The sequence below is a fragment of the Streptomyces davaonensis JCM 4913 genome (assembly GCF_000349325.1).
Lineage (GTDB): Bacteria > Actinomycetota > Actinomycetes > Streptomycetales > Streptomycetaceae > Streptomyces > Streptomyces davaonensis.
This window is the reverse complement of sequence record NC_020504.1, coordinates 9,255,105-9,279,363: the sequence shown is the minus strand read 5'-3', so window position 1 is coordinate 9,279,363 and position 24,259 is coordinate 9,255,105. Positions and strand designations below refer to the sequence as shown.

The following is a 24,259-nucleotide window of genomic DNA, read 5'->3' as shown; positions in this document are numbered from 1 at the left end:
GCACCGGTACGGGGTGGGCGCGGCTGCGGGACCGGGTCGCGGCCTCCGATCCGGGGCTGCTGCGGCTGGCCGCGGGGCTGCGGACGGTGGGCGCGATCGCGCTCACGCTGGTCGTGCTCGCCCTGGCCGGGGCCGATGTGCCGCATCTGGTCGCCGGGGCCATGGCGGCGATGGTCTCCACCTTCGCGGTACGGGAGAAGGAGCGCGGCCCGCAGGCCGTCACGCTCGCGCTGGGTCTGCCGGTCGCCCTCGCCTCCGTCAGCCTGGCCGCGCTGCTGCACTCCCATGTGGTCGCCGGTGATCTGTTCTTCGTCGCGCTGATCTTCAGTGCCGTCTACGGGCGCCGGTTCGGTGACCGCGGGACCGCGCTCGGGCTGATCGGCTTCCAGCTGTACTTCGTGTCCTTGTTCGTCGGCGCCACGGTCGAGGATCTCCCGGAGCTGTACGGCGCGGTCACGACGGCCGTGGTGTGCAGTGCCGTGGTGCGGTTCGCACTCGTGCCGGAGACCCCTGCCGGGACCCTGGAACGGCTGCGCGAGGCGTTCCGGGCCCGGTTCGCGCAGCTGGTGTCGGCACAGCTCGATCTGCTCGACGCCGGTCCCGAGGAGGCGGACCGGGCGCTGGACGACGTACGCGAGGGCACCGCCCGGCTGCATGAGACCGCGCTGATGATCCAGGGGCGGCTGGAGGAGGGCACGGCCGACGAGGCCACTGCCCGGCTGGTGCAGCGCCGGGTGGCGGACGCCGAGATCGCCGCCGAGCGGCTCGGCCTGCTCCTGCTGACCGCGCGCAGCGCCGAACGCACCGACACCCTGACCCTGCACCTGCCCGGCGCGCCCGTCCCGTCCGCCGGGCGACAGCCCGTGCGGGATGCGGCGGTCGAGGCGCTACGGCGGGATCTGCGGGCGCTGCGCCTGCTCGTGCGGCAGGCGGGCGGCACCGGCCTCGCCCAGGTGCGCAACCGGCTGCTGTCCTACCGCGAGGAGGAGAATCTGCCCGCCGCCGCCCCGGCCGTGCAGGACGTCTTCCGTGGGGTCGGCGAGGCCGCGCGGGCGGTGCTGGGCCTCAGGATCGCGCTCGACGGGCCGCAGGACGAGTCGGACGACACTCCGGCCACGGCCCGCTCCCGGGAGGAACTGGACGCCGAGGACGTCGCGATCGACGCCGTGGAGGACACCGAGCGCGAGGAGCCGACGGGGCTGCGGCGGCCGACCACCCGGGCCGCCGTGCAGGTCGCCGTGGGCTCGTCGCTGGCCATCGTCGGCGGTGAGCTGCTGTCCAGTCACCGCTGGTACTGGGCGGTGCTGACCTGCTGGATCGTCTTCCTGAACACCTCCTCCACGGGCGAGATCCTGGTGAAGGGCTATCGCAGGCTGCTCGGCACGGTGTTCGGGGTGGTGGCGGGCATTCTGCTGGCGGGGCTGGTCGGGCAGCACACGTGGACCGCGTTCGCGCTGGTGCTGCTGTTCGTGTTCTGCATGTTCTACACGGCGCCCCTGTCGTACACGCTGATGTCGTTCTTCGTGACGGCCGCGCTGGGGCTGCTCTACACCCTGCTGCACACCTACAGCATGTCGGTGCTGGTGGTGCGGATCGCCGAGACGGCGCTGGGGGCGGCGTGCGGGGTGTTCGCTGCGGCGGTGGTGCTGCCGGTGGCCACCGACCGGCGGACCAATGAGCTGCTGGGGACCGTGCTCGACCGGCTCGGCGAGGTCACCGGGGCGGCCGTGGACCAGCTCAGCGGCGGTCCTCCGGTGGAGCTGCTGGACCAGGCGCGCGAGCTGGACCAGGCGCTGGCCGACCTGCGGGCGGCGGTGCAGCCGCTGACCCATCCGGTGACCCCGCTCCGGACCCGGCGGGACACCGCCCGCTATGTGGTGGCACTGCTGGAGACGGCGGCCTATCACGCGCGCTCGCTGGCGGCGACCGCCGAGCTGCTGCCCACGCATCCCTCGATCGCGGCGGATCCCCGGCTGCGCGGGGCCGGGCGGCGGATCGCGCACAACATCGAGGCCCTCGCCGCGCATGTCGCCGGCGAGCGGACCGACGAGCGGGTCGAGACCGGTCCGAGCATCGCCTCGCTCCTGGAACCCCAACTCCCGGGCACGCCGCGATACGGCAGAGTCACCGACCGGGTGCTACGACACCTTCAGCGGCTCGACGAGTCGGTCATGGGGCTGGCGCGGCCGCTGAAGGTGCCGGTCGGGAAGGCGCCGGCCAGGACGTCGTAGGCGGTCCCGTCCCGTCGGTCAGAAGTCGGTGGGCAGGCCGCTCGCCTCCGCGATGCCGCGCAGTTCCTCGTCGTCGTGGCGGCGGTCCAGGAGGTAGGACGCGATCTCGCCCAGGCGGACGGGGTCCGCCGCGGTGGTCGCGTCGGTGACCACCCGGACCGAGCCGGTCGTCCCCAGGTCGATCTCGACGATCTCGTTGTCCAGCCGCCCGGTCACCGCGGCGGCGATGACCAGCGCGGCCTGGTCGCGCATCTCCTGCGGCAGCCCCTCGTCACTGTCCAGGGCCATGTCGGCGGGTGGCGGGCGCCGCTCGTCGATGGCTCGCAGGACCGGCTCGACGAGATCGAGCAGGCGTTGAAAGTCCTCGGTTTCCATCCGCGAACGCAGCAGGCCGAGGTAGAGGTCCACGGGCCGGCCGTCGGGCGAAAGCTCGTAGTCGTTCATGAGTGCCGCGTTCCCCGTACACGGCGTCTCAGACGCGTTGTCCGACTTCGCGGAAGAAGGCGGGTCGGACGAGGGGCACGACCGCGCTGATGCGTTTGCCGCCCGCGGGCAGGACCGACACCTCCACATCGCTGGCCAGGCAGCACACGATCGGCCAGCCGTGGCCGCCGAAGCGGCGGTGCACCCGGCGTTCGCCGGGGTCGGTGACCACCGGCAGCCGTTCGCTGCGGTCGCTCACCGAGACGCGGACACCGGGCTCGACCAGGTCGACGCGGAAGTCGGTGACTCCGCCCCCGTGCAGGATCGCGTTGGTGGTGAGTTCCGAGGCGACCAACAGCGCGTCCTGGACGGCCTCGCGGTCGCAAGGTGTGCCGGTGGCCCGGCAGTGGGCGGCCACCGCGTGGGCGACGGCCCGGCGCGCCTCGCCCGGCGCGCGCACCTCTGACGTGATCTGCTCCCCGCGCATCGTTCGACTCCGTGAAGGGATGGGTCGGTTTCGATGTTTCCTGGGCGCCACGGGTCCCTCCTTGTCTGCTCGCCCCCTCCCGGCCGCTCAAACCTCCCGGCGCCTCCCGGCCGCACGAATCGGCCGCATCGGGGTACGCGGATGCCATGACCGATGTCGTGGACTCAGACGAACTGCTCCGGCGCATCCAGCGCGCCCGCACCTGTGCCCGGCACGAGGAGCAGGCCTGGCGAACGCGGAGCTTCGGGCTGCGGGTGAGCGACCCGGAGGGCGCCCGGGAGGCCGCCGTACGGATGCTGGCGTACGAGGCGGTGCTGCGGGTGCTGGACGAGATCCTGACGCCGGGCGCGCACCCGGGTGAGGAGTGAATCGGGTCACGTGACCTGGTGCTGGTTTCGCATGGCCGACATAAATGGTTTACGGTTCATCCATACGTGGTCGCGGGGTTGACACCAGCTGTCCCCCGTACCCCGCAAACGGCCCTGGCTGGCTTCCCCCGTCCAGCCAGGGCTTTTTCATGCCCGCGGAAATCTCCACCGGTTCTGTAGTCCGTCGAGGTGCCCTACGCGTCGGCAACGGCTGAAATGGGCGTAGGGAAAGCCCCGGAACCCCGACGCCGGCGAGGAGCCCCGTGTCATGACCAAAGCGACGAAACTGCTGCCTGCCCTCCCGCCGCCGCAGCGCGAGCGGCTCATGGCACTCGCGAAGGAGGTCTCCTTCCCCGAGGACGCGCGCATCTTCGAGGCCGGAGGGACCGCCGACCGCTTCTGGGTGATCCGCTCCGGCGCCGTCTCGCTCGACCAGCGGGTGACCTCGCTGCAACGGGTCACGGTCGCCACCCTCGGCTCCGGGGACCTGCTCGGCTGGTCGTGGCTGTTCCCGCCGTACCAGTGGGACTTCGGCGCGGAGGCCTTCAGCCCGGTGCGTGCCTACGAGTTCGACGCGGCGGAGGTGCGGCGGCTGTGCGACGAGGACCAGCAGCTCGGGCTGATCCTGCTGCGCCAGGTCGCCGAGATCCTCGCGCACCGACTGGAGACCACCCGGGGCAAGTTGATGGAGCAGTACGGGATGCGCCGCAACAGCGCGCTGTAGGCGGATCTCAGACGCGGTAGCGGCGCAGCGCCGGGACGGTGAGGGCGAGGGTCAGCATCGCCACCACGACCAGCAGGCCGCCGCCCGCGACCGCCTGGCGGGCGCCGAACACGGAGCCCGCGGTGCCGTGCAGGACGTCGGCCAGGCGGGGTCCGCCCGCGACGACGACCGTGAACACGCCCTGCATCCGGCCGCGCATCTCGTCGGTGGCGGCGGAGAGCAGGATCGCGCCGCGGAAGACCATCGACACCATGTCGGCGACGCCGGCGACGACCAGGAACACCACCGCGAGCCAGAGGCTGCCGCTCAGCCCGAACCCGGTAACGGCGGCACCCCAGGCGACGACCGCGCCGATCACCATCCAGCCGTGCCGCCGCGCCCGGGAGAAGGTGCCGGAGAACAGGCCGCCGAGGACCGCCCCGACCGGGATCGCGGCGAACAGCACACCCAGCGCGAGGCCCTCGCCGTAGGAGGCGTAGGTCTCGGCGGCGAGCTGCGGGAACAGGGCGCGGGGCATGCCGAGGACCATGGCGATCACATCGGCGAGGAAGGACAGCAACAGCACCTTGTGCAGGGCGATGTAGCGGAACCCGGCCCCGATCTCCCGCACCCCGGCGCGGCGCACCGCGGAGCCCGCCAGGGGCGGCAGCGGGGGCAGCCGGTGCACCGCCCACAGCGTCACGCACAGCGCCAGCGCGTCGAGCAGATACAGCTCGGGCAGCCCGATCGCGGGGATGAGGGCACCGGCCAGCAGCGGCCCGGCGACCAGGCCGGTCTGCATGACGGTCGAGCCGAGGGCGTTGGCCGCCGCCAGCTCTTCAGCCGGGACGAGCCGGGCGATGGAGGCGTTGCGGGCCGGTGCGTTGAGGCCGAAGAATGCCTGCTGGGCGGCGAGCAGGACCATCAGGGCGGCCACCGAGTCGAGTCCCGTGGCGGCCTGGACCCAGAACAGCACCGAGGTGACGGCAATGCCGGAGTTGGTGATCAGCAGCAGCTTGCGGCGGTCCATGCTGTCGGCGACCGCGCCGCCCCACAGCGCGAAGACCACCAGGGGCAGCAGACCGGCGAGGCTCGCGTAGCCGACCCAGGCGGAGGAGCCGGTGATGTCGTAGATCTGCTTGGGCACGGCGACCGCGGTGAGCTGGCTGCCGACCGCCGTGACGATCGTGGAGGACCACAGCCGACGGTAGGCGGGGCGGCGCAGTGGGCGGGTGTCCATGGCCCAGCGGCGCACGCCGCGCCGGGTCTGCTGAGGGGTCTTCTGCTGTTCGCCGGTATCCACGGACATCCTGGTTGCTCGTTACATCTTTCTGGAACCAGGGTTCACTATCGCACCGCCCGGCGGGAGTTCGGGACGCGGGATCTCAGCTTCCGCATCTCAGCTGCCGAGGATCAGTGACATCCCGAGGACCAGCATGGTCGCGGCGACCAGACCGTCCAGGATCCGCCAGGCGACGGGCCGGGACAGATACGGGCCGAGCAGCCGGGCACCGAAGCCCAGCGCGGCGAACCAGCACAGGCTGGCCAGCGCCGCGCCGAGCCCGAACGTCCAGCGCAACTCGCCCCGGTCGGCGGCGATCGAGCCGAGCAGGAAGACGGTGTCGAGGTAGACGTGCGGGTTGAGCCAGGTCATCGCCAGACAGGTCAGCACCGCCCGCCGCCGTGACCCCGCGGCGTCCCCGTCCGCCCGCAGCGCACCGGCCGGTCGGAACACGCGCCGAGCGGCGAGGGTGCCGTAGCAGATCAGGAACGCGCCGCCGATCCAGCCGACCGCGGTCAGCACCCCCGGCCAGGCCACGACCACCGCGCCCACGCCCGCCACGCCCAGGGTGATCAGAGCGGCGTCGGACAGGGCGCAGATGCCGACGACGGCGAGGACCGCGTCGCGGCGGATCCCCTGGCGCAGGACGAAGGCGTTCTGGGCGCCGATGGCGACGATGAGCGAGAGACCGGTGCCGAATCCGGCGGCGGCCGTGGCGAGAGCTGTGGACATGACGTCGACGCTAGAGAACACCGGGATCATGTGTACAGCTAAAGATTCTTACGTACCATTAGCGCTCGTGATGGTGACGGAGCTGCCGCTGGACCAGGTGCGGACCCTGCTCGCGGTGGTGGACGAGGGGACGTTCGACGCGGCGGCGGCCGCGCTGCATGTGACGCCGTCGGCGGTCAGCCAGCGGGTCAAGGCGCTCGAACAGCGCACCGGGCGGGTGCTGCTGGTGCGGACGAAGCCGGTGCGGCCCACCGAGTCGGGCGCGGTCGTCGTGCGGTTCGCGCGACAGCTCGCCCGGCTGGAGCGGGACGCACGGGCCGAGCTGGGCATGGGCGGCGCCGAGGAGGAGCCGACCCGGGTGTCGATCGCGGTGAACGCCGACTCCCTGGCCACCTGGTTCCTCGACGCCCTCACCGGCGTACCGCCCGAGCCCCGGCTCTGCTTCGAACTGCGCCGCGAGGACGAGGCCCATACCGCGGCGCTGCTCAGGGAGGGCCTGGTGATGGCGGCGGTGACCTCCGCGTCCGAACCGGTGGCGGGGTGCTCCGTGCGGCCGCTCGGCAAGATGCGCTACCTCGCCGCCGCGAGCCCGGACTTCGCCGAGCGGTATCTCGACGGACCGCTGCGCGATTCGCTCCCCCAGGCGCCGGTGGTGACCTTCGACCGCAGCGACGAGCTCCAGGACGCCTTCGTACGGCGGCTGCGGCGCGGCCGGGGTGCCGCGGGTGCCGTCCGCCATCGGATCCCCACCTCGGAAGGGTTCGTGTCGGCCATCGCCGCCGGGCTCGGCTGGGGCATGGTCCCGGAGATCCAGGCGGGCGGGCTGCTGCGCGCCGGACGCCTGGTCTCCCTCGCGCCGGAGCGGGTCCTCGACGTTCCGCTGTACTGGCAGCAGTGGAAGCTGGACTCCCCCGCGCTGGCGATGGTGGCACGGGCGGTGGCGAGCACTGCCGCGAAGTCGCTGCGCCCCTAACCTGACTTCAGCCGCGCCTCCGCGCTGTCCAGCAGCATCTCCAGCGCCGTCGGATAGGCGCTGGTCACCATGCGGGTCGCGAGCAGGCGTGCCGCCTCCGCGATGCGTGGGTGGGTGGTGCGGGGCAGCCGGGCGTAGGTGGAGCGCCACATGGCCTCGTCGGCGCGCTGCGAGGCGCTGGGCAGGGTCAGGGAGGCGGCGTCCAGGGCGGCGAAGGCCAGGGTCTGGTCGATGAAGGCGTGGTAGACGCGCACGGTCTCCGGCAGCGGGAACCCGGCGGTGCGCAGGACGTCCAGCACGGCCTCGTCGGCGGCGAGTTCGTTGGCCCGGCCGGTGACCCGGTTGGTCGTCAGCAGGGCGGCCTGCGGGTGGGCGAGGTAGGCGGCGTGGATCCGCAGCCCCACCGTGCGCAGGTCGGCCCGCCACTCGCCCGTCGGCCGCCAGCCCTTCAGGGCCTGGCCGATCAGCGCGTCGCCGATGGCGAGTGTCAGGTCGTCCATGCCGCGGAAGTACCGGTACAGGGTGCTCGGGTCGGCGTCCAGGGCCAGCCCCAGGCGGCGGGCGGTGAGCCCCGCGCTGCCGTGCTCGCGCAGCAGCCGCAGCGCGGTCTCGACAATCAGCGCTTCGGACAGCACGGTGCCGCTCTTCGTCGGACGGCGCCGGCGCCGCTTCTCCTCGGGGACCACCGCTTTCGGCACGACCGCTCCCTCCACCGCACGAGTGCCCTTATGCCAACGCCATTGACCTTACGTGAGGCGCGGGCGTTGTATCTCCGCCAGGGGCCCCACGTTTTATCCACCTCCAGCAGGGAGTTCTCGTCATGCGTGTACTGCTCGTGGGCGCCGGTGGTGTGGGCACCGCCGTCACCCGGATCGCCGCCCGGCGCCCGTTCTTCGAGGCGATGGTGGTCGCCGACTTCGACCCGGCGCGCTCCGCGGCGGCCGTCGACCTCCTCGACGACCCCCGCTTCCTGGCCGAGCGCGTCGACGCCGGTGACGAGGCCGCGGTGACCGCGCTACTGCGGCGGCACGCGTGCGATGTGCTGCTCAACGCCACCGACCCGCGCTTCGTGATGCCCCTGTTCCGGGCCGCCCGGGCGGCCGGCGCCACCTATGTCGACATGGCGATGTCCCTGTCCCGACCGCACTCCGAGCGCGCGTACACCGAGTGCGGGGTCAAGCTCGGCGACGAGCAGTTCGCCGAGGCCGAGGAGTGGGCGAAGGACGGTGCGCTCGCCCTGGTCGGCATGGGGGTGGAGCCGGGTCTTTCGGACGTCTTCGCCCGGCACGCGGCCGATGAACTCTTCGACGAGATCGAGGAGATCGGGATCCGCGACGGCGCCAACCTCACCGTCGACGGCTACGACTTCGCGCCCTCCTTCAGCATCTGGACGACGATCGAGGAGTGCCTCAACCCGCCGGTCGTCTACGAGGCCGACCGCGGCTGGTTCACCACCGAACCCTTCAGTGAGCCCGAGGTGTTCGACTTCCCCGAGGGGATCGGCCCCGTGGAGTGCGTGAACGTGGAGCACGAGGAGGTGCTCCTCGTCCCGCGCTGGGTCGACGCGCGCCGGGTCACCTTCAAGTACGGCCTGGGCGAGGAGTTCATCGCCACCCTCAAGACCCTGCACCTGCTGGGCCTCGACCGCACCGAGCCGGTGACCGTGCCGGGCCCCGAAGGACCGGTGGCGGTCTCGCCCCGGGACGTGGTCGCCGCCTGTCTTCCCGACCCGGCGACGCTGGGCGATCGGATGCGCGGCAAGACCTGCGCGGGTACCTGGGTGCGGGGCGTGAAGGACGGGGCGCCGCGCGAGGTGTACCTGTACCACGTCGTCGACAACGAGTGGTCCATGGCCGAGTACGGCTGCCAGGCCGTGGTGTGGCAGACGGCCGTGAACCCGGTGGTCGCGCTCGAACTCCTCGCCGGCGGCGCCTGGTCGGGGTCCGGGGTGCTCGGCCCGGAGGCCTTCCCGGCCCGCCCCTTCCTGGAGCTGCTGACCGCCTACGGCTCCCCGTGGGGCCTGCGCGAGCAGTGACCGCGTCCGAATCAGGACTCCGTGGTTTCACTTCCGTATCGACAGGTGACCCGAAAGCGACTAAAAGCATCCGAAAGGGCACGTACGACTTCTAGTGCAGGTGACTTCGATGGATGACTGGCGTGGCCGTGCCGCTTGCCGCCACGAGGATCCCGACCTCTTCTTCCCGATCGGCACCTCCGGCCCGGCGCTGATGCAGACGGCGCAGGCGAAGGCGGTCTGCCGGCGTTGTCCGGTGCGCGAGCGATGTCTGCGCTGGGCGATGGACACCGGTCAGGCGGTAGGGGTGTGGGGCGGCACGAGCGAGGCCGAGCGACTGGCGCTGCTGCGGCGGACGGCGGTGCGCCGCAGCGGCTAGCTGTGGTTTCGCGGGACCTCGGTCACACGAAGTCCTCGAAGGTGAGCTGCTGCGGGATGTCCGCGAGTGGTTCGGGCGGCTGGTCGAAGACGATCCGGTAGTCGCTCCCGGCGGTCCGGCTGATGGGCGGCCGGCCGCCGAGCGCGGCGTGCGGCCGCTCGTGATTGTAGTAATTCACGAACTCCGCGAGTGCGACGCGGCGTTCACGCTCGGTTGTGTAATCGCGGACGTACGTGCATCCGCCAGCCGCCGCCGGTCGGGATGCGTCCAAGCTTCTTGACGTCGACGTGGACCAGGTCGCCGACCCGGTCGTGCTCGTAGCGGATGACCTCGCGCAGCTGCTCGCCGGCCGGTGGGTCGCGGCCCCGGAGCCGGTTGAGTCCTCGCCTCATCAGGATGCGGTGAACGGAGTAGTCCGTTCTCACCGTACGCGCGCCAGCGGGCGTACCACTTGGCCAGGCAGCGGCGGGAGATCCCGGCTTCCGCAGCCACGTGCGCGATCGGACGTCCAGCGTCGATCCGCAGACACAAGCGCAGACGTCCTTCGAGGGTCAGCGGTGCGTTCCTATGTCCCCTGCTGGTGGCGTTCCGTGGCGTCAGCGTGCGAACTTTTCGATGGCCGCTGGGGTGACGGGGGTGAAGAAGTTGACGAGGTTGCCGTCGGGGTCACGGAACAGCAGCGAACGGTTGCCCCAGGGCATCGTGGTGGGCTTGGTGACGAAGTCGGTGACGAAGCCGGTCAGGTTGTTGTAAATGCCGTCCACGTCGTCGACGAGGAACTCGGTGATCACGCTGTGGTTGTCCGCCGGGTGGGCAGAGCCCGGGGCGAACAGCGGGACGGTGCGGGTGCTGCCGATCGCGAGGGTGGCGCCCGCGGTCTTGAGTTCGGCGAAGTCTTCGTTGGCCCACGTCGCCTGCGCCCCTGTGGCGCGCTCGTAGAACTCGACGAGGCGCGCTACGTCGCCGGTGATGATGCGGATCGAGATGAAGTCCATGGGAATCTCCTTGGCTGTGCTGGAGGCGTGCACATCGCAGGCTAGGAGAAATAGTGGACAGAATCGGTCCTGTATTCGCGTTAGGCTGCGAACATGCCTCGACCCACCGGCCGCGTGCTGACACTCCTGGAGCTGCTGCAGTCGGGCGGCACCAGGACGGTGGCCGAACTCGCCGACCGACTCGGGGTCGAAGGGCGCACCGTGCGGCGGTATGTGGACCAGCTGATCGACCTGGACATACCGGTGGAATCGGTGCGCGGCCGCTACGGCGGGTACCGGCTGGCTCCCGGGTACCGCTTGCCTCCGCTCATGCTCAGCGACGACGAGGCGCTGGCCGTGCTGCTCGGCCTGATCGCCGGCCGCCGGGCAGGGCTGACGACGACGGAGCGCACGGCAAACGAGACGGCGGCGGCGAAGATCCGGCGGGTGCTGCCCAAGCACATCGCCCGTCGGCTCGACACACTCCTGGAAGCTCTCGCCTTCACGGATCAGCCCGGCGAGTTCGACACCCCGGACGCCGGGGTCCTGCTCACCATCGCCGATGCGGTGCGCCACCGCCGACCGGTCTCGATCCGCTACACCGACCGTGACGGACGGCCCAGCGAACGCACGCTGCACGCATACGGGATCGTCGCCCATGCGGGCCGGTGGTACGTCACGGGCAAGGACGCCCGGATCGGCGAGGACCGAACCCTCCGGCTCGATCGCATCGCAGACGCACGGACCCTGCCCGGCTCATTCGAAGCGCCAGTGGGTCCCGCTCCTGCACAGCGCGTACTGTCAGGATTCGCCACGGCCGGGTACCGGCATGAGGTGACCTTGCGGATCCACGGGACAGTTGAGCAGATCCGCGCCCACCTTCCCGTCAGCGTCGCGATCCTGGAGGAGCACGAGCCCGCGGCCGGCGAGGACCGGGCGACCGAGCGCTGGCTGCGCGTCGAGCTGCGGGCGGAGCGGCTCGACTGGTTGCCTCCGGTACTCGCGGCACTCGACCGGCCGTTCGTCATCGAGCGCCCCGACGAACTCCGCGAACTCGTCATCGCGCTCGCCGATCGCCTCACGTCCTGTGCCCGCCGAGCCTGACAGCGAGGAACCAATGTCATGAGACGGCACAGCTGATATGGAGGGCCTGGGTGTCAAGTGGGCATGCGGATGCCGACTCGATGTCCGGGCATCAGTCTTGGTCGTGTCGGTGTGAGGGCCGGTGGGAGACGGCGTGTGGTGAGGCGTGTCGGTCGACGCGCGGTCAGGCTGATATGCGCGGGTTGGGTACCGCATGACCGGTTGTGCGTCGGGAGTGTTCCGCGGGTCTAGGGTCGAGCGTGGCCGCGCCAGATGTGGACGTGACTGCTCATAGCTATGCCGCGGGTCCTCCTCGCGTTGCCTGTCCAGCGCCCGTCTCCCACCGGCTGTTTGTGGGCCGGCTGGTGTCAGGACGGCTCGTCCATCACGGCGAGGCTCCAGCACCACCCGGCCAGTTCGCGAGCGACGGCCACGGCGGCGATGGTGGGCCGCTTGTTGCGGGTGTCGAATCGCTTCCACCGCTGGTTGAGGCGCCGGTTGCCCCGCTCGGCCCGGTCCCGGACGGCGGGCGGCTGACCGGCCTGGCGGCGCATCAGCTCGCGGCTGGGACGGTAGCGCTTGCGGTGGTGCCAGGACGCCTCCACCAGCAGCCGGCGGGCGTGACTGTTGCCGGTCTTGGTGATCGGACCCTGCACCCGGCGCTCTCCGCTGGATGCTTCCGAGGGCACCAGCCCCAGATAGGAACTGATGGTGGCGCCGGTGAACCGGTGCCAGTCGCCGACCTCGACGGCCAGGCCGAAGGCGGTCAGCGTGCTGATCCCGCGCAGGCACCCCAGCCGCCCCACCACCGGCGCGAACGGCGAGGCGGCGGCCATCTGCTCGATGGCCCCGTCCAGCCGCCCGCGGCGGGCATGGGTGCTCAGCACGGTGTCGAAGGCTTCCTCGAAGGCCAGCCGCACGCCGAACCGGTCGAAGCAGAGCGAGCGCAGCCAACCCTCGTGCTCCTGCGTCCAGGCCGTGCCCTGCCACACCAGGCCCTGGCGCAGCAGCAGCTTGGACAGCCGGTGCCTCGCCCTCATCAGGTCCCCGCGCACGTCCTCGCGCGCTCGCACGAGATCCCGCGCGGCTTCCTCCGCCTCGGTGGGCACCCGCACGGCCGGGAGTTCCCCGATCCGCAGCAGCCTGGCCAACCTCTCGGCATCCCGCCGGTCGGTCTTGACCCGATCCCCCGGCGGCCGCTCGATCTTCGACGGGGCCACCACCACGCACCGCACACCCGCCGCTGTTAACGCCCTGGCCAGCCCGAACCCAGTCGGCCCTGCCTCATACGCCACCGCCACCGGAGCGGGCAACGACGCCACCCAGGCCAGCACCGCGTTCGTCTCCGGCGCCAGCCGCAGCGACCGGATCTCCCCGGAAACTCCATCGATCGCGGCCCCGACGACCGAACGGGCGTGAACATCCAGCCCGGCATACGTACGCTCGAACATGGCCGGCACCTCCCGCAATTGCGGCTCTACCGCCACTCAGAGTGGCGGCAACCCGCGCCAACTTGCGAGTGAGGCGCCGGTTCTCCATACGGTCTAGCCCCCGTGGTCAGGTGTCGTCCGGTGCGGAACCGCCCGGCAGCCGGAGGGTGAACACCGAGCCTGCGCCGGGCTCGCTCGTCGCCTCGGCCGTACCGCCGTGCGCGGCCAGCAGGTGACGGACGATGGGCAGGCCGAGCCCGCTGCCGCCGGTGCGGCGGCTGCGGGACTTCTCCGCCCGCCAGAACCGGTCGAAGACGTGCGGCAGTTCGTCCGGGGCGATGCCGGTTCCGGTGTCGGTGACCTCCAGGACGACCTCGTCGCCCTCGCGGCGCGCGGCCAGCGTGACGGTGCCGCCCTGCGGGGTGTGGCGCAGGGCGTTGGAGACCAGGTTGCCGAGCGCCTGCCGCATCCGGACCGGGTCGGCGTCCAGCCAGGGCGTGCCCTGTGCGGCGGCCCGCAGGGTCACTCCGGCCGCGTCGGCGGCGACGCGGTGGGCGGCGGCGACCTGGTCGAGGAGTTCGTCGGCGCGGACGGGCTCGCGGTGCAGGCGCAGGGTTCCGGCGTCGGCGTCGGCGAGGTCCTGGAGATCGTCGATGACGCGCTGGAGGACGAGCGCCTCCTCGTGCAGGGAGGAGAGCAGGGCCGGGTCGGGCTCCACGACGCCGTCGCGGGTCACCTCCAGCCAGCCGCGGATGTTGGTGAGCGGACTGCGCAGTTCGTGCGCGATGTCGCTGACCATCGCCTTGCGCTGGGCCTCCAACCGGGCGCGGCGCTCGGTGAGTTCGTTGAAGGCGGCGGCGAGGATGCCGGTCTCGTCGCGGGTCGTCACGGGCACCCGGACGTGCCTGTCCGGCGGCTGCTGGGCGGCCGCGGTCAGCGCGCGCAGCGGCCGGACCAGCCGGGTGGCGACGACGGCGGTCACGGCCACCGTGACGGCGAGCACCAGGCCCGCTGCGCCCACGACCTTCGTCCAGTTCGCCGGGGACAGGTCGAAGCGCGCGGCGGGCCGGTCCCCGACCCCCAGGAACAGGTCGGCGGCCGGGGCTACATAGGGGTCGAGCTGGGCCCGGCGGGCCTGGTCGACGCAGTCGTCCGCCTGCCGTTGGGCCCGGTCGTAGGGGTGCTCCTTCAGCTTGCCCATCACGTAGCGGGTGTCCATCCGCCGGTCGGTGACGTCCACGCCGATGAACAGCGGCTCGACGTAGTCCAGGCCGTGCTCGTCCAGACAGGTGCGGGCCTGTTCGGTGAGCTCGGCCAGCGCCTTCTCCTCGGTGGCGGTGGGGGTGTTGAGGCGTCCGTCGGCGCAGTCCAGCGGTACGTAGTCGACGGCGCTGCCGTCCTGGTCGGTGAGGGTCGGGCGGCCGGTCGGGGTGCGCGCCACGGTCGCTTGGACGCCGTTGTTCTCGTAGCACGCGCGCCGTTCCTCGGCGAGTGCGTCGAGCCGGGCGCGCTCGCCGGCGGGGAGCCGGTACGGGCCCACCACCCGAGGGTCGATGCCGCCGCGCTGGGCGCCGCTGTCGGTGTGGGTGTCGGTGCTCAGCGGGTCGACGGTGGCGGCGGCGCGCGGCGGCAGCGGCGTGCCGGGCGGCGCGGAGTCGGCGATCACCCTGCGGTCGGGGGTGGTCAGGGCGATCCGGCGGCCGATCCGGCCGGACAGCTCGCGCAGGCTGTCCTCGACGCCCTTCCAGTCGGGGTGGGTCGCCGCGTAGCCGCTGAGCCGGGTGAGGACGTCCATGTCGTCGGCGAGGACCTGCCCCTGTTCCTCGCGCAGGGCGCGGGTGGTGGTCTCCACCGCCAGCCAGGCCGTCGCCGCCACCGAGCACACGGCGATCAGCACCGAGGCGATCAGCAGCCGCACCAGGAGCCGCTTGCGCAGCGGTATGCCGGAGCTCATCCGCGACCGCCGCTCAGCTTGTAGCCGACCCCGAACACCGTCAGCAGCCGGGCCGGGCGGCGCGGGTCGGCCTCGATCTTGCGGCGCAGGTTCATGATGTGCACGTCCACGGCCCGCTCGGTGGAGGCCCGGTCTGTGCCGCGGGTGCACTCCAGCAACTGCCGCCGGGAGAACACCCGCTCGGGCTCGGCTGTCATGGCGAGCAGGATCTGGAACTCGGCCGGTGTGCACTCCACCGGCTCCCCGTCGCAGCTCACCTCGTGCCGGGCCGGATCGACGGCGAGCCCGGCGGCCCGTACGACCGGGTCCTCCCGCCGGTCCGCAGCGCGTCCGCTGCGCCGCAGCACCGTGCGGATCCGGGCCATCAGCTCGCGCGGACTGTACGGCTTGGTCATGTAGTCGTCGGCGCCCAGCTCCAGGCCGAGCAGCACGTCGTCCTCGGCGGAGCGGGCGGTGAGCATCAGCACCGGGATGTCGTCGTCCCGGCGCAGCACCCGGCACACCCCGAAGCCGTCGATCACCGGGAGCATCAGGTCCAGTACGACGAGGTCGGGGCGGAGCCGGCGGACGGCGTCCAGGGCGGCGGGGCCGTCATGGACCACCGTCGCGGAGTGCCCCTCCGCCAACAGGGAGCGCCGGATGAGTTCGGCCTGCATCTCGTCGTCCTCGGCGACCAGCACATGTGCGCACACTCGGCGGATCCTAAGCGTCAGCGGGCGAGGGAGGTCCGGTCGCCCATGACGACGACGGGGTTGCGGTCCGGGTCCAGGGCCAGCAGGAGGTCTTTCATGTGCTCCCGGTCGAGGCTGACGCAGCCTTTGGTGGGGCCGCCGTGGTCGACGTGCAGCCATATGCCGCCGCCCCGGTCCGCGCCGAGCGGGCGCGTCCAGTCCAGGGGCGTGGTGCCGGGCTTGCGGTTGTAGTCGATGGCGATGACGTAGTCGAAGGATCCGGCGAGGGGTTCGCCCTCGAATCCGGTGCCGCCCAGGGTGAATCCGGTGGACTGGTCGTACGGCAGCCGGGTTCCGGGGTCGCGGAGCAGGCCGCCGGCGTCGCTGAGGGTGTACACGCCGACGGGGCTGCGCAGATCGCCGAGCCGGTGGTCGTCGGTCCAGCCCTTCAGCGCGTTGTGCGCGGGCCAGTTCCGGTCCGCCTCCCAGCCCGCGTCGGTGCGCTCGTACAGGACGGCCGAGGAGCGCGGGGAATTCTTGCCGCGTCCGGTGACCACGAGGGCCTGGCGGGTGTCGGAGGGCACCTGCGCCCAGGTCTTGGGACCGAGTCCGGGCAGTTGCTGCGGGGCCAGGTCGAGGGAGATCTCGGGCTGGGGCGCGCTGGTGGTGGGGGCGGCGGCGCTCGTGGTGTGCGCCACGGCGCCGGTGCCGCATCCGGTGAGCAACAGGGCGGCGGCCAGCAGGGCCGTGGCCCGGGGGTTCGGCGTGATCATGCGTCGACCTTGACGGACACTTGTGAGGAACCCGTCAGCGTCGCGTGGGAAGGACCGACCGTGAGCATCCGCATCCGCCGCGTCTACGAACCGCCCGAGCCGGAGGACGGCGTCCGCGTCCTCGTCGACCGGCTGTGGCCGCGCGGGGTGTCCAAGGACGCGGCCCGCGTGGACGAGTGGCCCAAGGCCCTCACCCCGTCGACCGAGCTGCGCCGCTGGTACCACGCGGGCGAGGGGTCGTACGAGGAGTTCGCGGGCCGGTACGAGGCGGAACTGGCCGCACCGGAGGCGGCGGAACTCCTCGACCATGTGCGGGAGTTGACGCGGAAGGGGCCGGTGACACTGCTGACGGCCGCGAAGACTCCCGAGGAGAGTCACGCGGCCGTCCTGAAGCGTCTGCTGGGCTGACGCCCCGGTCAGCCGGTCTGCTGTGCGGCGGCCCGCCCGGCGGCCCGTCCCGAGAAGAGACAGCCGCCGAGGAAGGTGCCTTCCAGGGCGTTGTAGCCGTGCACGCCGCCACCGCCGAACCCGGCCACCTCGCCCGCCGCGTACAGGCCGCCGATCGGCTGCCCGTCGGCGCCCAGCGCGCGGGAGTCGAGGTCGGTCTGGATGCCGCCGAGGGTCTTGCGGGTGAGGACGTGCAGCTTGACGCCGATCAGCGGGCCCGCTGCGGGGTCGAGGATCCGGTGCGGGGTGGCGACCCGGCCGAGGCGGTCGCCGATGTAGCGGCGGGCGTTGCGGATGCCCTGCACCTGGGCGTCCTTGCTGTAGGAGTTGGCGAGCTGGAGGTCACGGGCCTCGATCTGGCGGCGCACGTCGGCGGCATCCAGGAGCGGCTTGTCGGTCAGGCCGTTCATCTTCTCGACGAGCTGCTCCAGGTTCGGGGCGGTCACGAAGTCCGCCCCCTTGCGCAGGAACGCGTCCACCGGCCCCGGCGCGCCCTTGCCCAGGACCCGCTCCTTGAGGAACGCCGCCCGGTCCTTGGCGGTGATGTCGGGGTTCTGCTCGGAGCCGGAGAGCGCGAACTCCTTCTCGATGATCTTCTGGGTGAGGATGAACCAGGAGTGGTCGTACCCGGCGATGTCCTCGGTGGTGCGCAGGTACTTGAGGGTGCCGAGGGTGTCGTAGCCGGGCAGGCACGGGTCGGGCAGGCGGCGGCCGAGCGCGTCGAACCACATGGAGGACGGTCCGGGCAGGATGCGGATGCCGTGTCCGGGCCAGATCGGGTCCCAGTTCTGGATGCCCTCGGTGTAGTGCCACATGCGGTCGCGGTTGACCAGGCGTACGCCCGCCGCCGCGCTGATGTCGAGCATGCGGCCGTCGACGTAGGCGGGGACGCCGGTGACCATCTGCGTGGGCGGGGTGCCGAGGCGCTCGGGCCAGTAGCGGCGGACGATGTCGTGGTCGGCGCCGATGCCGCCGGTGGTGACGACGACGGCCTGCGCGGTGAGTTCGAAGTCGCCGACGCGGTCGCGGTTGGACTGCATGCCCCGGCCGGCGTCGTCCTCGGCGAGGAGGGTGCCGCGCACGCCGCGCGCCTGGCCGTCCTCGACGACGAGTTCGTCGACCCGGTGGCGGTGGTGGAAGGTCAGCAGCCCGTCGCGCGCGGCCTGCTTGGCGTACTCGACGAACGGCTCCACCACTCCCGTGCCGGTGCCCCAGGCGATGTGGAAGCGGGGTACGGAGTTGCCGTGGCCGTGCGCCCTCAGGTCGCCGCGCTCGGCCCAGCCGACGGTGGGCAGGAACTTGATGCCGTGCCCCTCCAGCCAGGACCGCTTCTCCCCCGCCGCGAACTCGACGTAGGCGCGCGCCCAGCGCACCGCCCAGGAGTCCTCGTCGTCCACCCGGTCGAACCCGGCACTGCCCTGCCAGTCGCTCCAGGCCAGCTCGAAGGAGTCCTTGATCTTCAGGCGCCGCTGTTCGGGGGAGTCGACGAGGAACAGCCCGCCGAAGGACCAGAAGGCCTGTCCGCCCAGGTTGCGGGCGTTCTCCTGGTCCACCAGGGCGACCCGGCGGCCCTTGCTGGTGAGTTCATGTGCGGCGACGAGGCCCGCGAGGCCCGCGCCGACGACGATGACGTCGGCATCCATGCGACCGTTCCCTTCCTCATTCGGGGGTGCCGCTGCCGTCGGTCAGCAGGGCGGTGAGCAGTTGCTTGAGCCAGGCGCGGGCGCTGTCGACGTCCTTGTCCAGCAGCAGTTGGGTGGTGACCCCGTCGTAGGCGGCGACGACCGCGCGGGCGGCGCCGTCGATGCCGTCGAGCACGGCGGGCAGTGCGGTGTGCCCGGTGGCCCGGGCGAGGCGGTCGGCGATGGCGGAGCGCAGCCGCTCACGGTGATCCAGCAGGCTCTGCGCGACGTCCGGGTCCCGGGCGGCGTGCACCAGGAAGTCCGTCTTCACCAGCAGCCACTCCACGTCGAGCAGCAGCACCTCGGTGACCCGGTCCACGGAGGCCGGTACGTCGAAGCCGGGACCGTCCTGCGCCAGCGCGCCCGCGACCTGCTCGGCAATCAGGTCGGCGCGCTGACGGTAGAGGGCGAAGAACAGTTCGTCGAGGCTGGCGAAGTTGGAGTAGAAGGCGCCGCGGCTGTAGCCGGCGGCCTCGCAGACCTCCTCGATCGACACCCGGCCGAATCCCTTGGCGGCGAACACCTCGAACGCGGCGTCGAGGAGATTGGCACGCGTGCGCACGCGACGCCTGGTCACCCGGCGTGTCGTCTGCTCCGCCACCATGGCCCTCCCTCCGTTCGATACGGGAATGTATCCGATACATCAATGCATCAAAAGGCTCGCAGCGCCAGAAATGCGGGATGGGAACACATTTTCGAATAGGGAGTACGCTGGATCCATGACCACGCACCTCCAGGGCTCCCTCTTCGACCAGGCGGACGAGCTCCGGCTCGGCCCCCTCGACGGGATCCGCCGTACCACCCTCGGCCGGGGTGCCTGGATCGACGTGCTGCCCGGCTGGCTCAGCGGCTCGGACGAACTGTTCGCACAACTGGCCGCCGAAGTCCCCTGGCGCGCCGAACGCCGCAAGATGTACGACCAGGTGGTCGACGTACCCCGACTGCTCGCCTTCTACGGCGCGGACGACCCGCTGCCCCATCCGGTGCTGACCGAGGCACGAGCGGCACTCACCGCCCACTACGCGTCGGAACTGGGCGAGCCGTTCACCACGGCGGGCCTGTGCTACTACCGAGACGGCCAGGACAGCGTGGCCTGGCACGGCGACCGGATCGGCCGGGGCGCTCGGGAGGACACCATGGTCGCGATCGTCTCGGTGGGCGCACCTCGGGACCTCCTCCTGCGCCCGACGGGCGGCGGCGAGACCGTGCGCCGCCCGCTGGGCCACGGCGACCTCATCGTGATGGGCGGCTCCTGCCAGCGCACCTGGGAACACGCCATCCCCAAGTCCTCGCGCGCGACGGGCCCGCGCATCAGCGTCCAGTTCCGCCCGCACGGCGTGCAGTGAGTTCTCGCGATCTGGTTGGCTGTCCCCGACGGGGGCAGTCGAGCGGACGGTGGGAAGTTCATGCGAGCGGACGTGCAGGAAGTCGCCGACGGCATCTATCTGGTGCACGGCTCCAACACCAACTGGGTGATCCTGGCCGAGGGCGACGCCGTCACCCTGGTCGACACCGGGTATCCCGGGGACCGGGAGCAGGTGCTCGCCTCCCTTGCGCAGGTGGGGAGTTCACCGGAGGCCGTGGCGGCCGTGCTGATCACGCACGCGCACAACGACCATGTCGGCTCAGCAGAGTTCCTGCGCGCCCGGTACGGGACGCCGGTGCTGCTGCACGAGGCCGAAGTACCGCACGCCCGGCGGGAGTTCCTCCATCAGGTCACCGTCGGACAGGTGCTCCAGAACGGCTGGCGGCCCGGTGTGCTGCCGTGGGCGGTGCACGCGCTGCGCTCCGGCGGCAAGACGCATGTCCCGGTCACCGCAGCGGAGGCGTTCACGCCGGATGCCCCGCTGGACCTGCCGGGGCGGCCGGTGCCCGTGCACTCCCCCGGCCACACCGACGGCCACTGCGCCTTCCACCTCCCGGACAAGGGTGTACTCATCTCGGGAGACGCGCTGGTGAGCGGCCATCCGACGTCCCGGGTCAAGGGCCCGCATCTGCTGCTCGACATGTTCCACCGCGAGCGCGCCCAGGCCCTCGCGTCGCTGGACGTGCTCGCCGGTCTCGACGCCGACGTGTTCCTGCCCGGCCACGGCCCCGTACACCGCGGTCCAGTACGTGAAGCGGCACTTCAGGCCCGGGAGCGTGCCGCTTAGGGTGAAGTGACGATCACCCGCGAGACGAGGATCCCCGCCCATGGCCCTTCAGATCAGCGCGACCAACCCGGAGCACCCCGCGCTCCTGTTGGAACTGCCGTGGCACCTGCCGCTGGAGGAGTGGCCGGAGGAATACCTCGTGCCGCTGCCGCGCGGCATCTCCCGGCACGTCGTCCGCTACGCCCGCGCCGGGACCGAGGTCATCGCCGTCAAGGAGCTCGCCGAGCGGCCCGCGTTGCGCGAGTACGAGCTGCTGCGCGACCTGGACCGGCTCGGCATCCCGGCGGTTGACCCGCTCGCCGTGGTCACCGGCCGCCTCGACGCCGAGGGCGCACCCCTGGAGCCGGTGCTGGTCACCCGCCACCTCGGCGGCTCCATGCCGTACCGCTCGATGTTCGAGACGACGATGCGCCCGGCGACCATGCACCGGCTGATGGACGCCCTGGCGGTACTGCTGGTGCGGCTGCACCTGGCCGGGTTCGCCTGGGGCGACTGCTCACTGTCCAACACCCTCTTCCGGCGCGACGCGGGCGCCTACGCCGCCTACCTGGTCGACGCCGAGACCGGCGATCTGCACCCCCGACTCAGCACCGGGCAACGCGACTACGACCTCGACCTCGCGCGGGTCAACATCAGCGGGGAGCTGCTGGACCTGGAGGCCTCCGGGGCCTTGCACCCCTCCGTCGATCCGATCGAGTTCGGCACCGAGATCTGCGCACGCTACCGGGGCCTGTGGCAGGAGCTGACCCGCACCTCGGTCTACCCGGCCGGGAAGTACCACTACATAGAGCGCCGGATACGCCGCCTGCACGACCTCGGTTTCGACGTCGCGGAGATGCAGATCGAGCACTCCTCCAACGGCGACACCGTCACCTTCGTGCCCAAGGTCGTCGACGCCGGCCACCACCAGCGCCAACTGCTGCGCCTGACGGGCCTGGACACCGAGGAGAACCAGGCCCGACGGCTGCTGAACGACCTGGAGAGCTGGATGGCCACCCAGGACGACCACGCCCCGGGCGACCCCCTCGCCGCCCGCCCCGAGGTCCTCGCCCACCGCTGGGTGCGGGACGTCTTCCGGCCCACCGTCCGGGCGGTCCCGCTCGACCTGCGCGGCTCGATGGACGCGGCGGAGATCTACCACGAACTCCTCGAACACCGCTGGTACTTGTCGGAGCGGGCGCAGCACGACATCGGTCTCGACACGGCCGTGGAGGACTACATCGAGAACATCCTCCCCAAGGCCCGCGAGACGCTCCAGCCCACCTCTCGGCAGACGGACTGACTCAGCCGGCGGCAGGCGGCACCACGGCCACCGGGCAGGCGGCATGGTGCAGCACACCGTGCGCGACCGAGCCGATCCGGGCGCCCACGGCCGTACGGCGGGCGCGCCGCCCGACGACCATCAGCTGGGCCCGCGCGGCCACCGACAGCAGCACCTGCCCCGCACTGCCCATCTCCACGTGCTCCACGACCTGCACGTCCGGGAACCGCTCCCGCCACGGCTGCACCGCCGAGGCCAGCGCCTTCTTCTCGTACGGCTCCAGACCGCCCGCGTCGTCCAGCAGCTTCAGCGAGGACGGGCTGTAGGAGAACAGCGGCGGCAGCGTCCAGGCGCGGACCACCCGGACGGTGGCGCCGCGCGCCGCGGCCGTCTCGAAGGCGAACCGCAGCGCGGCCGCGCTGTCCTCGGGCTCGCCCTGCTGACCGACGACGATCTCGTGCCCGGCGACCTCGGCGGAGGGCTGGTCCCCGGCGCGCACCAGCACGACGGGCCGCTCGGCCGCCACGATCACCTGCTGTCCGACGGAGCCGAGCAGGAAGCCGACGACGGCGGCGTGCCCACGCGACCCGAGCACCAGCATCTCGGCGTCCACGGCAGCCGCGACCAGCGCGTCGACGGGCCCGCCCTCGGGCGCGTCGGCCGTCACGTCGAGCCCGGGATGCCGCTCGGCGAGTTCCCGGGCGGCCTGCGCCACCGCCTCTCCCGCCCACTTCGCCTGCGCGTCCGGGTCGGCCCCCTCGACCGCCTCCAACGGCTGGAACCGCCAGGCGTGCACGACGCGCAGCGCGAGTCCCCGCCGGACCGCCTCACGGGCCGCCCATCCCAGCGCGGCGAGGCTCTCCTCGGTTCCGTCGAATCCTGCCGTGATCGGGCGCGTCATTGCGGGTGCCTCCCTGGGTCGTGGTCACGTCCGGGTCCCCAGTCTTCACTACGCTGCGACCATGACCTTGGAGTGGGAGCAAGTGAACGTCGACGCGGCCGATGCGGCGGCCCTGGGCAGTTGGTGGGCCGAGGCCCTCGGCTGGGTGGTCGTGAACGACTCGCCCGACGAGTACGAGATCCGCCCGGCCCCCGACCGGCTGCCGGGCCTGCTCTTCGTCCCGGTCCCGGAGGGCAAGACCGTCAAGAACCGCCTCCACCTGGACTTCCGCCCCGACGACCAGCAGGCCGAGGTCGACCGCCTGCTGGCGCTCGGCGCCCGCCACGCGGACATCGGCCAGGGCGAGCAGTCGTGGGTGGTGCTCATGGACCCGGAGGGCAACGAGTTCTGCGTCCTGTCCTCCCGCCGCAGCTGACATGGACGAGCGAGCGGCGCCCACCGGCGACTCACTGACCGCGGCCGCGGCCGCCTTCCAAAAGCTGCGGCCACGGCTGTTCGGCATCGCCTACCGCGTCCTGGGCTCGGTGGTGGAGGCCGAGGACGTGGTGCAGGAGGCGTGGGTGCGCTGGCAGGGCACCGACCGCGACGCGGTGCTGGACTCCGGGGCGTTCCTGGCGAAGACCACCACCCGGCTGGCCATCAACGTGTCCCAGTCGGCACGGGTGCGCCGCGAGGCGTACGTGGGGCCGTGGCTGCCGGAGCCGGTGGACACCAGCGTCGATCCGCAGGTGGGCGCGGAGCGCGGCGAGGCGCTGGAACTGGCCGTGCTGCTGGTCCTTGAGAAGCTCAACCCCGTGGAGCGGGCGGCCTACGTGCTGCGCGAGGCGTTCGACTACGCCTATGACGAGATCGCGGGCATGCTGGAGCTGAGCCAGGCCAACACGCGGCAGATCGTCAGCCGGGCCCGCAAACGGCTGTCGGCCGAGCGCCGGGAGGCGGTCGACGCGGCGCAGCACCGGCGGCTCCTCGACGCCTTCGTCGCCGCCGCACGGGACGGGGACATCGCGGCGCTGGAGAGCGTGCTGTCGGCCGATGTGGTCACCTATGCGGACGGCAACGGCCTGCGCGGGGTGGCCCGGCTGGAGATCGTGGGCGCGGTGCGCTCGGCCCGGGTCACCGCCTTCACGCACAAGTTCTTCCCCGGCGCCGACTACTCCGTGGTCGAGGCCAACGGGCGGCCCTGCCTGCGGCTCACCGCGGACGGGGCCACCGTCGCCCTGGTCAGCGTCACGGCGGGAGCGGACGGCATCGATGGCCTGTACTGGGTCATAGCCCCCGACAAGCTGCGGGCCTACGACCGCTCCGCGCACCGGGCCGTCGCACGGCCGTAGCGGGAGG

General features: G+C 72.0%; 27 protein-coding genes and 1 pseudogene. 13 read left to right on the top strand and 15 right to left on the bottom strand.

All coding sequences use genetic code 11. The annotated features are described in order from the left end of the window. Window positions 1-23: 23 nt before the first annotated feature. Entirely contained in the window at window positions 24-2,231 is a 2,208-nt protein-coding gene (locus BN159_RS41205) for an FUSC family protein (protein WP_041822387.1), read from the top strand. Between the two features lie 18 nt (window positions 2,232-2,249). Here BN159_RS41205 and BN159_RS41200 read toward each other — a convergent pair whose 3' ends face one another. After that, window positions 2,250-2,675 carry a hypothetical protein gene (locus tag BN159_RS41200; RefSeq protein ID WP_015663016.1) on the bottom strand — a complete coding sequence of 142 codons (426 nt, stop codon included), beginning with the start codon at window positions 2,673-2,675 and terminating at the stop codon, window positions 2,250-2,252. A gap of 28 nt (window positions 2,676-2,703) precedes the next feature. Beyond that, a complete protein-coding gene (locus tag BN159_RS41195) occupies window positions 2,704-3,141 on the bottom strand; it encodes an ATP-binding protein (protein WP_015663015.1) in 438 nt (145 codons plus the stop codon). 146 nt (window positions 3,142-3,287) lie between these two features. Here BN159_RS41195 and BN159_RS41190 point away from each other — a divergent pair, with 146 nt between their 5' ends. Further along, window positions 3,288-3,509 (top strand): hypothetical protein, encoded by a 222-nt coding sequence (locus BN159_RS41190; protein WP_015663014.1) that lies wholly within the window; start codon window positions 3,288-3,290, stop codon window positions 3,507-3,509. Window positions 3,510-3,777: 268 nt separating this feature from the next. Continuing rightward, window positions 3,778-4,233 (top strand): cyclic nucleotide-binding domain-containing protein, encoded by a 456-nt coding sequence (locus BN159_RS41185; RefSeq protein WP_015663013.1) that lies wholly within the window; start codon window positions 3,778-3,780, stop codon window positions 4,231-4,233. A gap of 7 nt (window positions 4,234-4,240) precedes the next feature. Here the strand turns inward: BN159_RS41185 and BN159_RS41180 are convergent, their stop codons facing one another. Beyond that, window positions 4,241-5,521 (bottom strand): MFS transporter, encoded by a 1,281-nt coding sequence (locus BN159_RS41180; RefSeq protein WP_015663012.1) that lies wholly within the window; start codon window positions 5,519-5,521, stop codon window positions 4,241-4,243. A 90-nt stretch (window positions 5,522-5,611) separates the two neighbouring features. After that, window positions 5,612-6,226: a LysE/ArgO family amino acid transporter gene (locus BN159_RS41175; protein ID WP_041822381.1), complete on the bottom strand. Its 615-nt coding sequence runs from the start codon at window positions 6,224-6,226 to the stop codon at window positions 5,612-5,614. Between the two features lie 70 nt (window positions 6,227-6,296). Here BN159_RS41175 and BN159_RS41170 point away from each other — a divergent pair, with 70 nt between their 5' ends. After that, window positions 6,297-7,199 (top strand): LysR family transcriptional regulator ArgP, encoded by a 903-nt coding sequence (locus BN159_RS41170; protein ID WP_015663010.1) that lies wholly within the window; start codon window positions 6,297-6,299, stop codon window positions 7,197-7,199. Here the strand turns inward: BN159_RS41170 and BN159_RS41165 are convergent. After that, window positions 7,196-7,897 carry a TetR/AcrR family transcriptional regulator gene (locus tag BN159_RS41165; RefSeq protein ID WP_015663009.1) on the bottom strand — a complete coding sequence of 234 codons (702 nt, stop codon included), beginning with the start codon at window positions 7,895-7,897 and terminating at the stop codon, window positions 7,196-7,198. The genes BN159_RS41170 and BN159_RS41165 overlap by 4 nt on opposite strands. A gap of 122 nt (window positions 7,898-8,019) precedes the next feature. On the opposite strand from BN159_RS41165, the gene BN159_RS41160 reads away from it, so the two are divergent. Together BN159_RS41160 and BN159_RS41155 are read left to right on the top strand one after the other, a co-directional pair. Then, on the top strand, window positions 8,020-9,234 hold the full coding sequence (locus BN159_RS41160) for a saccharopine dehydrogenase family protein (protein WP_015663008.1): 1,215 nt from the start codon (window positions 8,020-8,022) through the stop codon (window positions 9,232-9,234). 109 nt (window positions 9,235-9,343) lie between these two features. Beyond that, window positions 9,344-9,592 (top strand): WhiB family transcriptional regulator, encoded by a 249-nt coding sequence (locus BN159_RS41155; RefSeq protein ID WP_015663007.1) that lies wholly within the window; start codon window positions 9,344-9,346, stop codon window positions 9,590-9,592. Between the two features lie 22 nt (window positions 9,593-9,614). On the opposite strand, the gene BN159_RS47615 is transcribed toward BN159_RS41155, so the two are convergent. From BN159_RS47615 to BN159_RS41145, 3 genes and pseudogenes are all read right to left on the bottom strand, one after another. After that, complete coding sequence (locus tag BN159_RS47615) at window positions 9,615-9,770, bottom strand: hypothetical protein (RefSeq protein WP_015663006.1); 156 nt, start codon at window positions 9,768-9,770, stop codon at window positions 9,615-9,617. A gap of 58 nt (window positions 9,771-9,828) precedes the next feature. After that, window positions 9,829-10,192: pseudogene (locus tag BN159_RS44500) on the bottom strand (helix-turn-helix domain-containing protein); the annotation flags it as partial. Next, window positions 10,189-10,587, bottom strand: coding sequence for a VOC family protein (locus tag BN159_RS41145; protein ID WP_015663004.1), 399 nt, complete (start codon window positions 10,585-10,587; stop codon window positions 10,189-10,191). The gene BN159_RS41145 and the pseudogene BN159_RS44500, both read right to left, overlap by 4 nt. Before the next feature lie 93 nt (window positions 10,588-10,680). On the opposite strand from BN159_RS41145, the gene BN159_RS41140 reads away from it, so the two are divergent. Next, window positions 10,681-11,670 carry a helix-turn-helix transcriptional regulator gene (locus BN159_RS41140; protein ID WP_015663003.1) on the top strand — a complete coding sequence of 330 codons (990 nt, stop codon included), beginning with the start codon at window positions 10,681-10,683 and terminating at the stop codon, window positions 11,668-11,670. Between the two features lie 347 nt (window positions 11,671-12,017). On the opposite strand, the gene BN159_RS41135 is transcribed toward BN159_RS41140, so the two are convergent. The 4 genes from BN159_RS41135 to BN159_RS41120 form a co-directional block, all read right to left on the bottom strand. After that, complete coding sequence (locus BN159_RS41135) at window positions 12,018-13,100, bottom strand: IS110 family RNA-guided transposase (RefSeq protein ID WP_015658556.1); 1,083 nt, start codon at window positions 13,098-13,100, stop codon at window positions 12,018-12,020. A gap of 106 nt (window positions 13,101-13,206) precedes the next feature. Then, complete coding sequence (locus tag BN159_RS41130) at window positions 13,207-15,033, bottom strand: sensor histidine kinase (RefSeq protein WP_015663002.1); 1,827 nt, start codon at window positions 15,031-15,033, stop codon at window positions 13,207-13,209. Further along, complete coding sequence (locus tag BN159_RS41125; RefSeq protein ID WP_015663001.1) at window positions 15,030-15,725, bottom strand: response regulator transcription factor; 696 nt, start codon at window positions 15,723-15,725, stop codon at window positions 15,030-15,032. Before BN159_RS41125 ends, BN159_RS41130 begins: the two co-directional genes overlap by 4 nt. Window positions 15,726-15,742: 17 nt before the next feature. Continuing rightward, on the bottom strand, window positions 15,743-16,477 hold the full coding sequence (locus tag BN159_RS41120) for a L,D-transpeptidase family protein (RefSeq protein WP_015663000.1): 735 nt from the start codon (window positions 16,475-16,477) through the stop codon (window positions 15,743-15,745). A gap of 60 nt (window positions 16,478-16,537) precedes the next feature. On the opposite strand from BN159_RS41120, the gene BN159_RS41115 reads away from it, so the two are divergent. Beyond that, window positions 16,538-16,885, top strand: coding sequence for a DUF488 domain-containing protein (locus BN159_RS41115; protein WP_015662999.1), 348 nt, complete (start codon window positions 16,538-16,540; stop codon window positions 16,883-16,885). An 8-nt stretch (window positions 16,886-16,893) separates the two neighbouring features. Here the strand turns inward: BN159_RS41115 and BN159_RS41110 are convergent, their stop codons facing one another. Both BN159_RS41110 and BN159_RS41105 read right to left on the bottom strand, forming a co-directional pair. Further along, window positions 16,894-18,567, bottom strand: coding sequence for an FAD-binding dehydrogenase (locus BN159_RS41110; protein WP_015662998.1), 1,674 nt, complete (start codon window positions 18,565-18,567; stop codon window positions 16,894-16,896). 16 nt (window positions 18,568-18,583) lie between these two features. Next, window positions 18,584-19,210, bottom strand: a complete 627-nt coding sequence (locus BN159_RS41105; protein ID WP_015662997.1) for a TetR/AcrR family transcriptional regulator — start codon at window positions 19,208-19,210, stop codon at window positions 18,584-18,586. A gap of 115 nt (window positions 19,211-19,325) precedes the next feature. Here BN159_RS41105 and BN159_RS41100 point away from each other — a divergent pair, with 115 nt between their 5' ends. Genes BN159_RS41100 through BN159_RS41090 form a run of 3 tightly spaced genes read left to right on the top strand, consistent with a single transcriptional unit; the run spans window position 19,326 to window position 22,041 of the window. Next, window positions 19,326-19,952 (top strand): alpha-ketoglutarate-dependent dioxygenase AlkB family protein, encoded by a 627-nt coding sequence (locus BN159_RS41100; protein ID WP_015662996.1) that lies wholly within the window; start codon window positions 19,326-19,328, stop codon window positions 19,950-19,952. A gap of 60 nt (window positions 19,953-20,012) precedes the next feature. After that, a complete protein-coding gene (locus BN159_RS41095) occupies window positions 20,013-20,759 on the top strand; it encodes an MBL fold metallo-hydrolase (protein WP_015662995.1) in 747 nt (248 codons plus the stop codon). Window positions 20,760-20,799: 40 nt separating this feature from the next. Beyond that, window positions 20,800-22,041: a DUF4032 domain-containing protein gene (locus tag BN159_RS41090; RefSeq protein WP_015662994.1), complete on the top strand. Its 1,242-nt coding sequence runs from the start codon at window positions 20,800-20,802 to the stop codon at window positions 22,039-22,041. 1 nt (window position 22,042) lies between these two features. On the opposite strand, the gene BN159_RS41085 is transcribed toward BN159_RS41090, so the two are convergent. Continuing rightward, window positions 22,043-22,921 carry a universal stress protein gene (locus BN159_RS41085; RefSeq protein ID WP_015662993.1) on the bottom strand — a complete coding sequence of 293 codons (879 nt, stop codon included), beginning with the start codon at window positions 22,919-22,921 and terminating at the stop codon, window positions 22,043-22,045. Between the two features lie 61 nt (window positions 22,922-22,982). On the opposite strand from BN159_RS41085, the gene BN159_RS41080 reads away from it, so the two are divergent. Continuing rightward, a complete protein-coding gene (locus BN159_RS41080; protein ID WP_015662992.1) occupies window positions 22,983-23,336 on the top strand; it encodes a VOC family protein in 354 nt (117 codons plus the stop codon). Window position 23,337: 1 nt separating this feature from the next. Beyond that, the gene (locus BN159_RS41075; protein ID WP_015662991.1) at window positions 23,338-24,252 is read left to right on the top strand and encodes a sigma-70 family RNA polymerase sigma factor; all 915 of its coding nucleotides are present in this window, start codon (window positions 23,338-23,340) and stop codon (window positions 24,250-24,252) included. The last annotated feature ends 7 nt before the right edge of the window (window positions 24,253-24,259 follow it).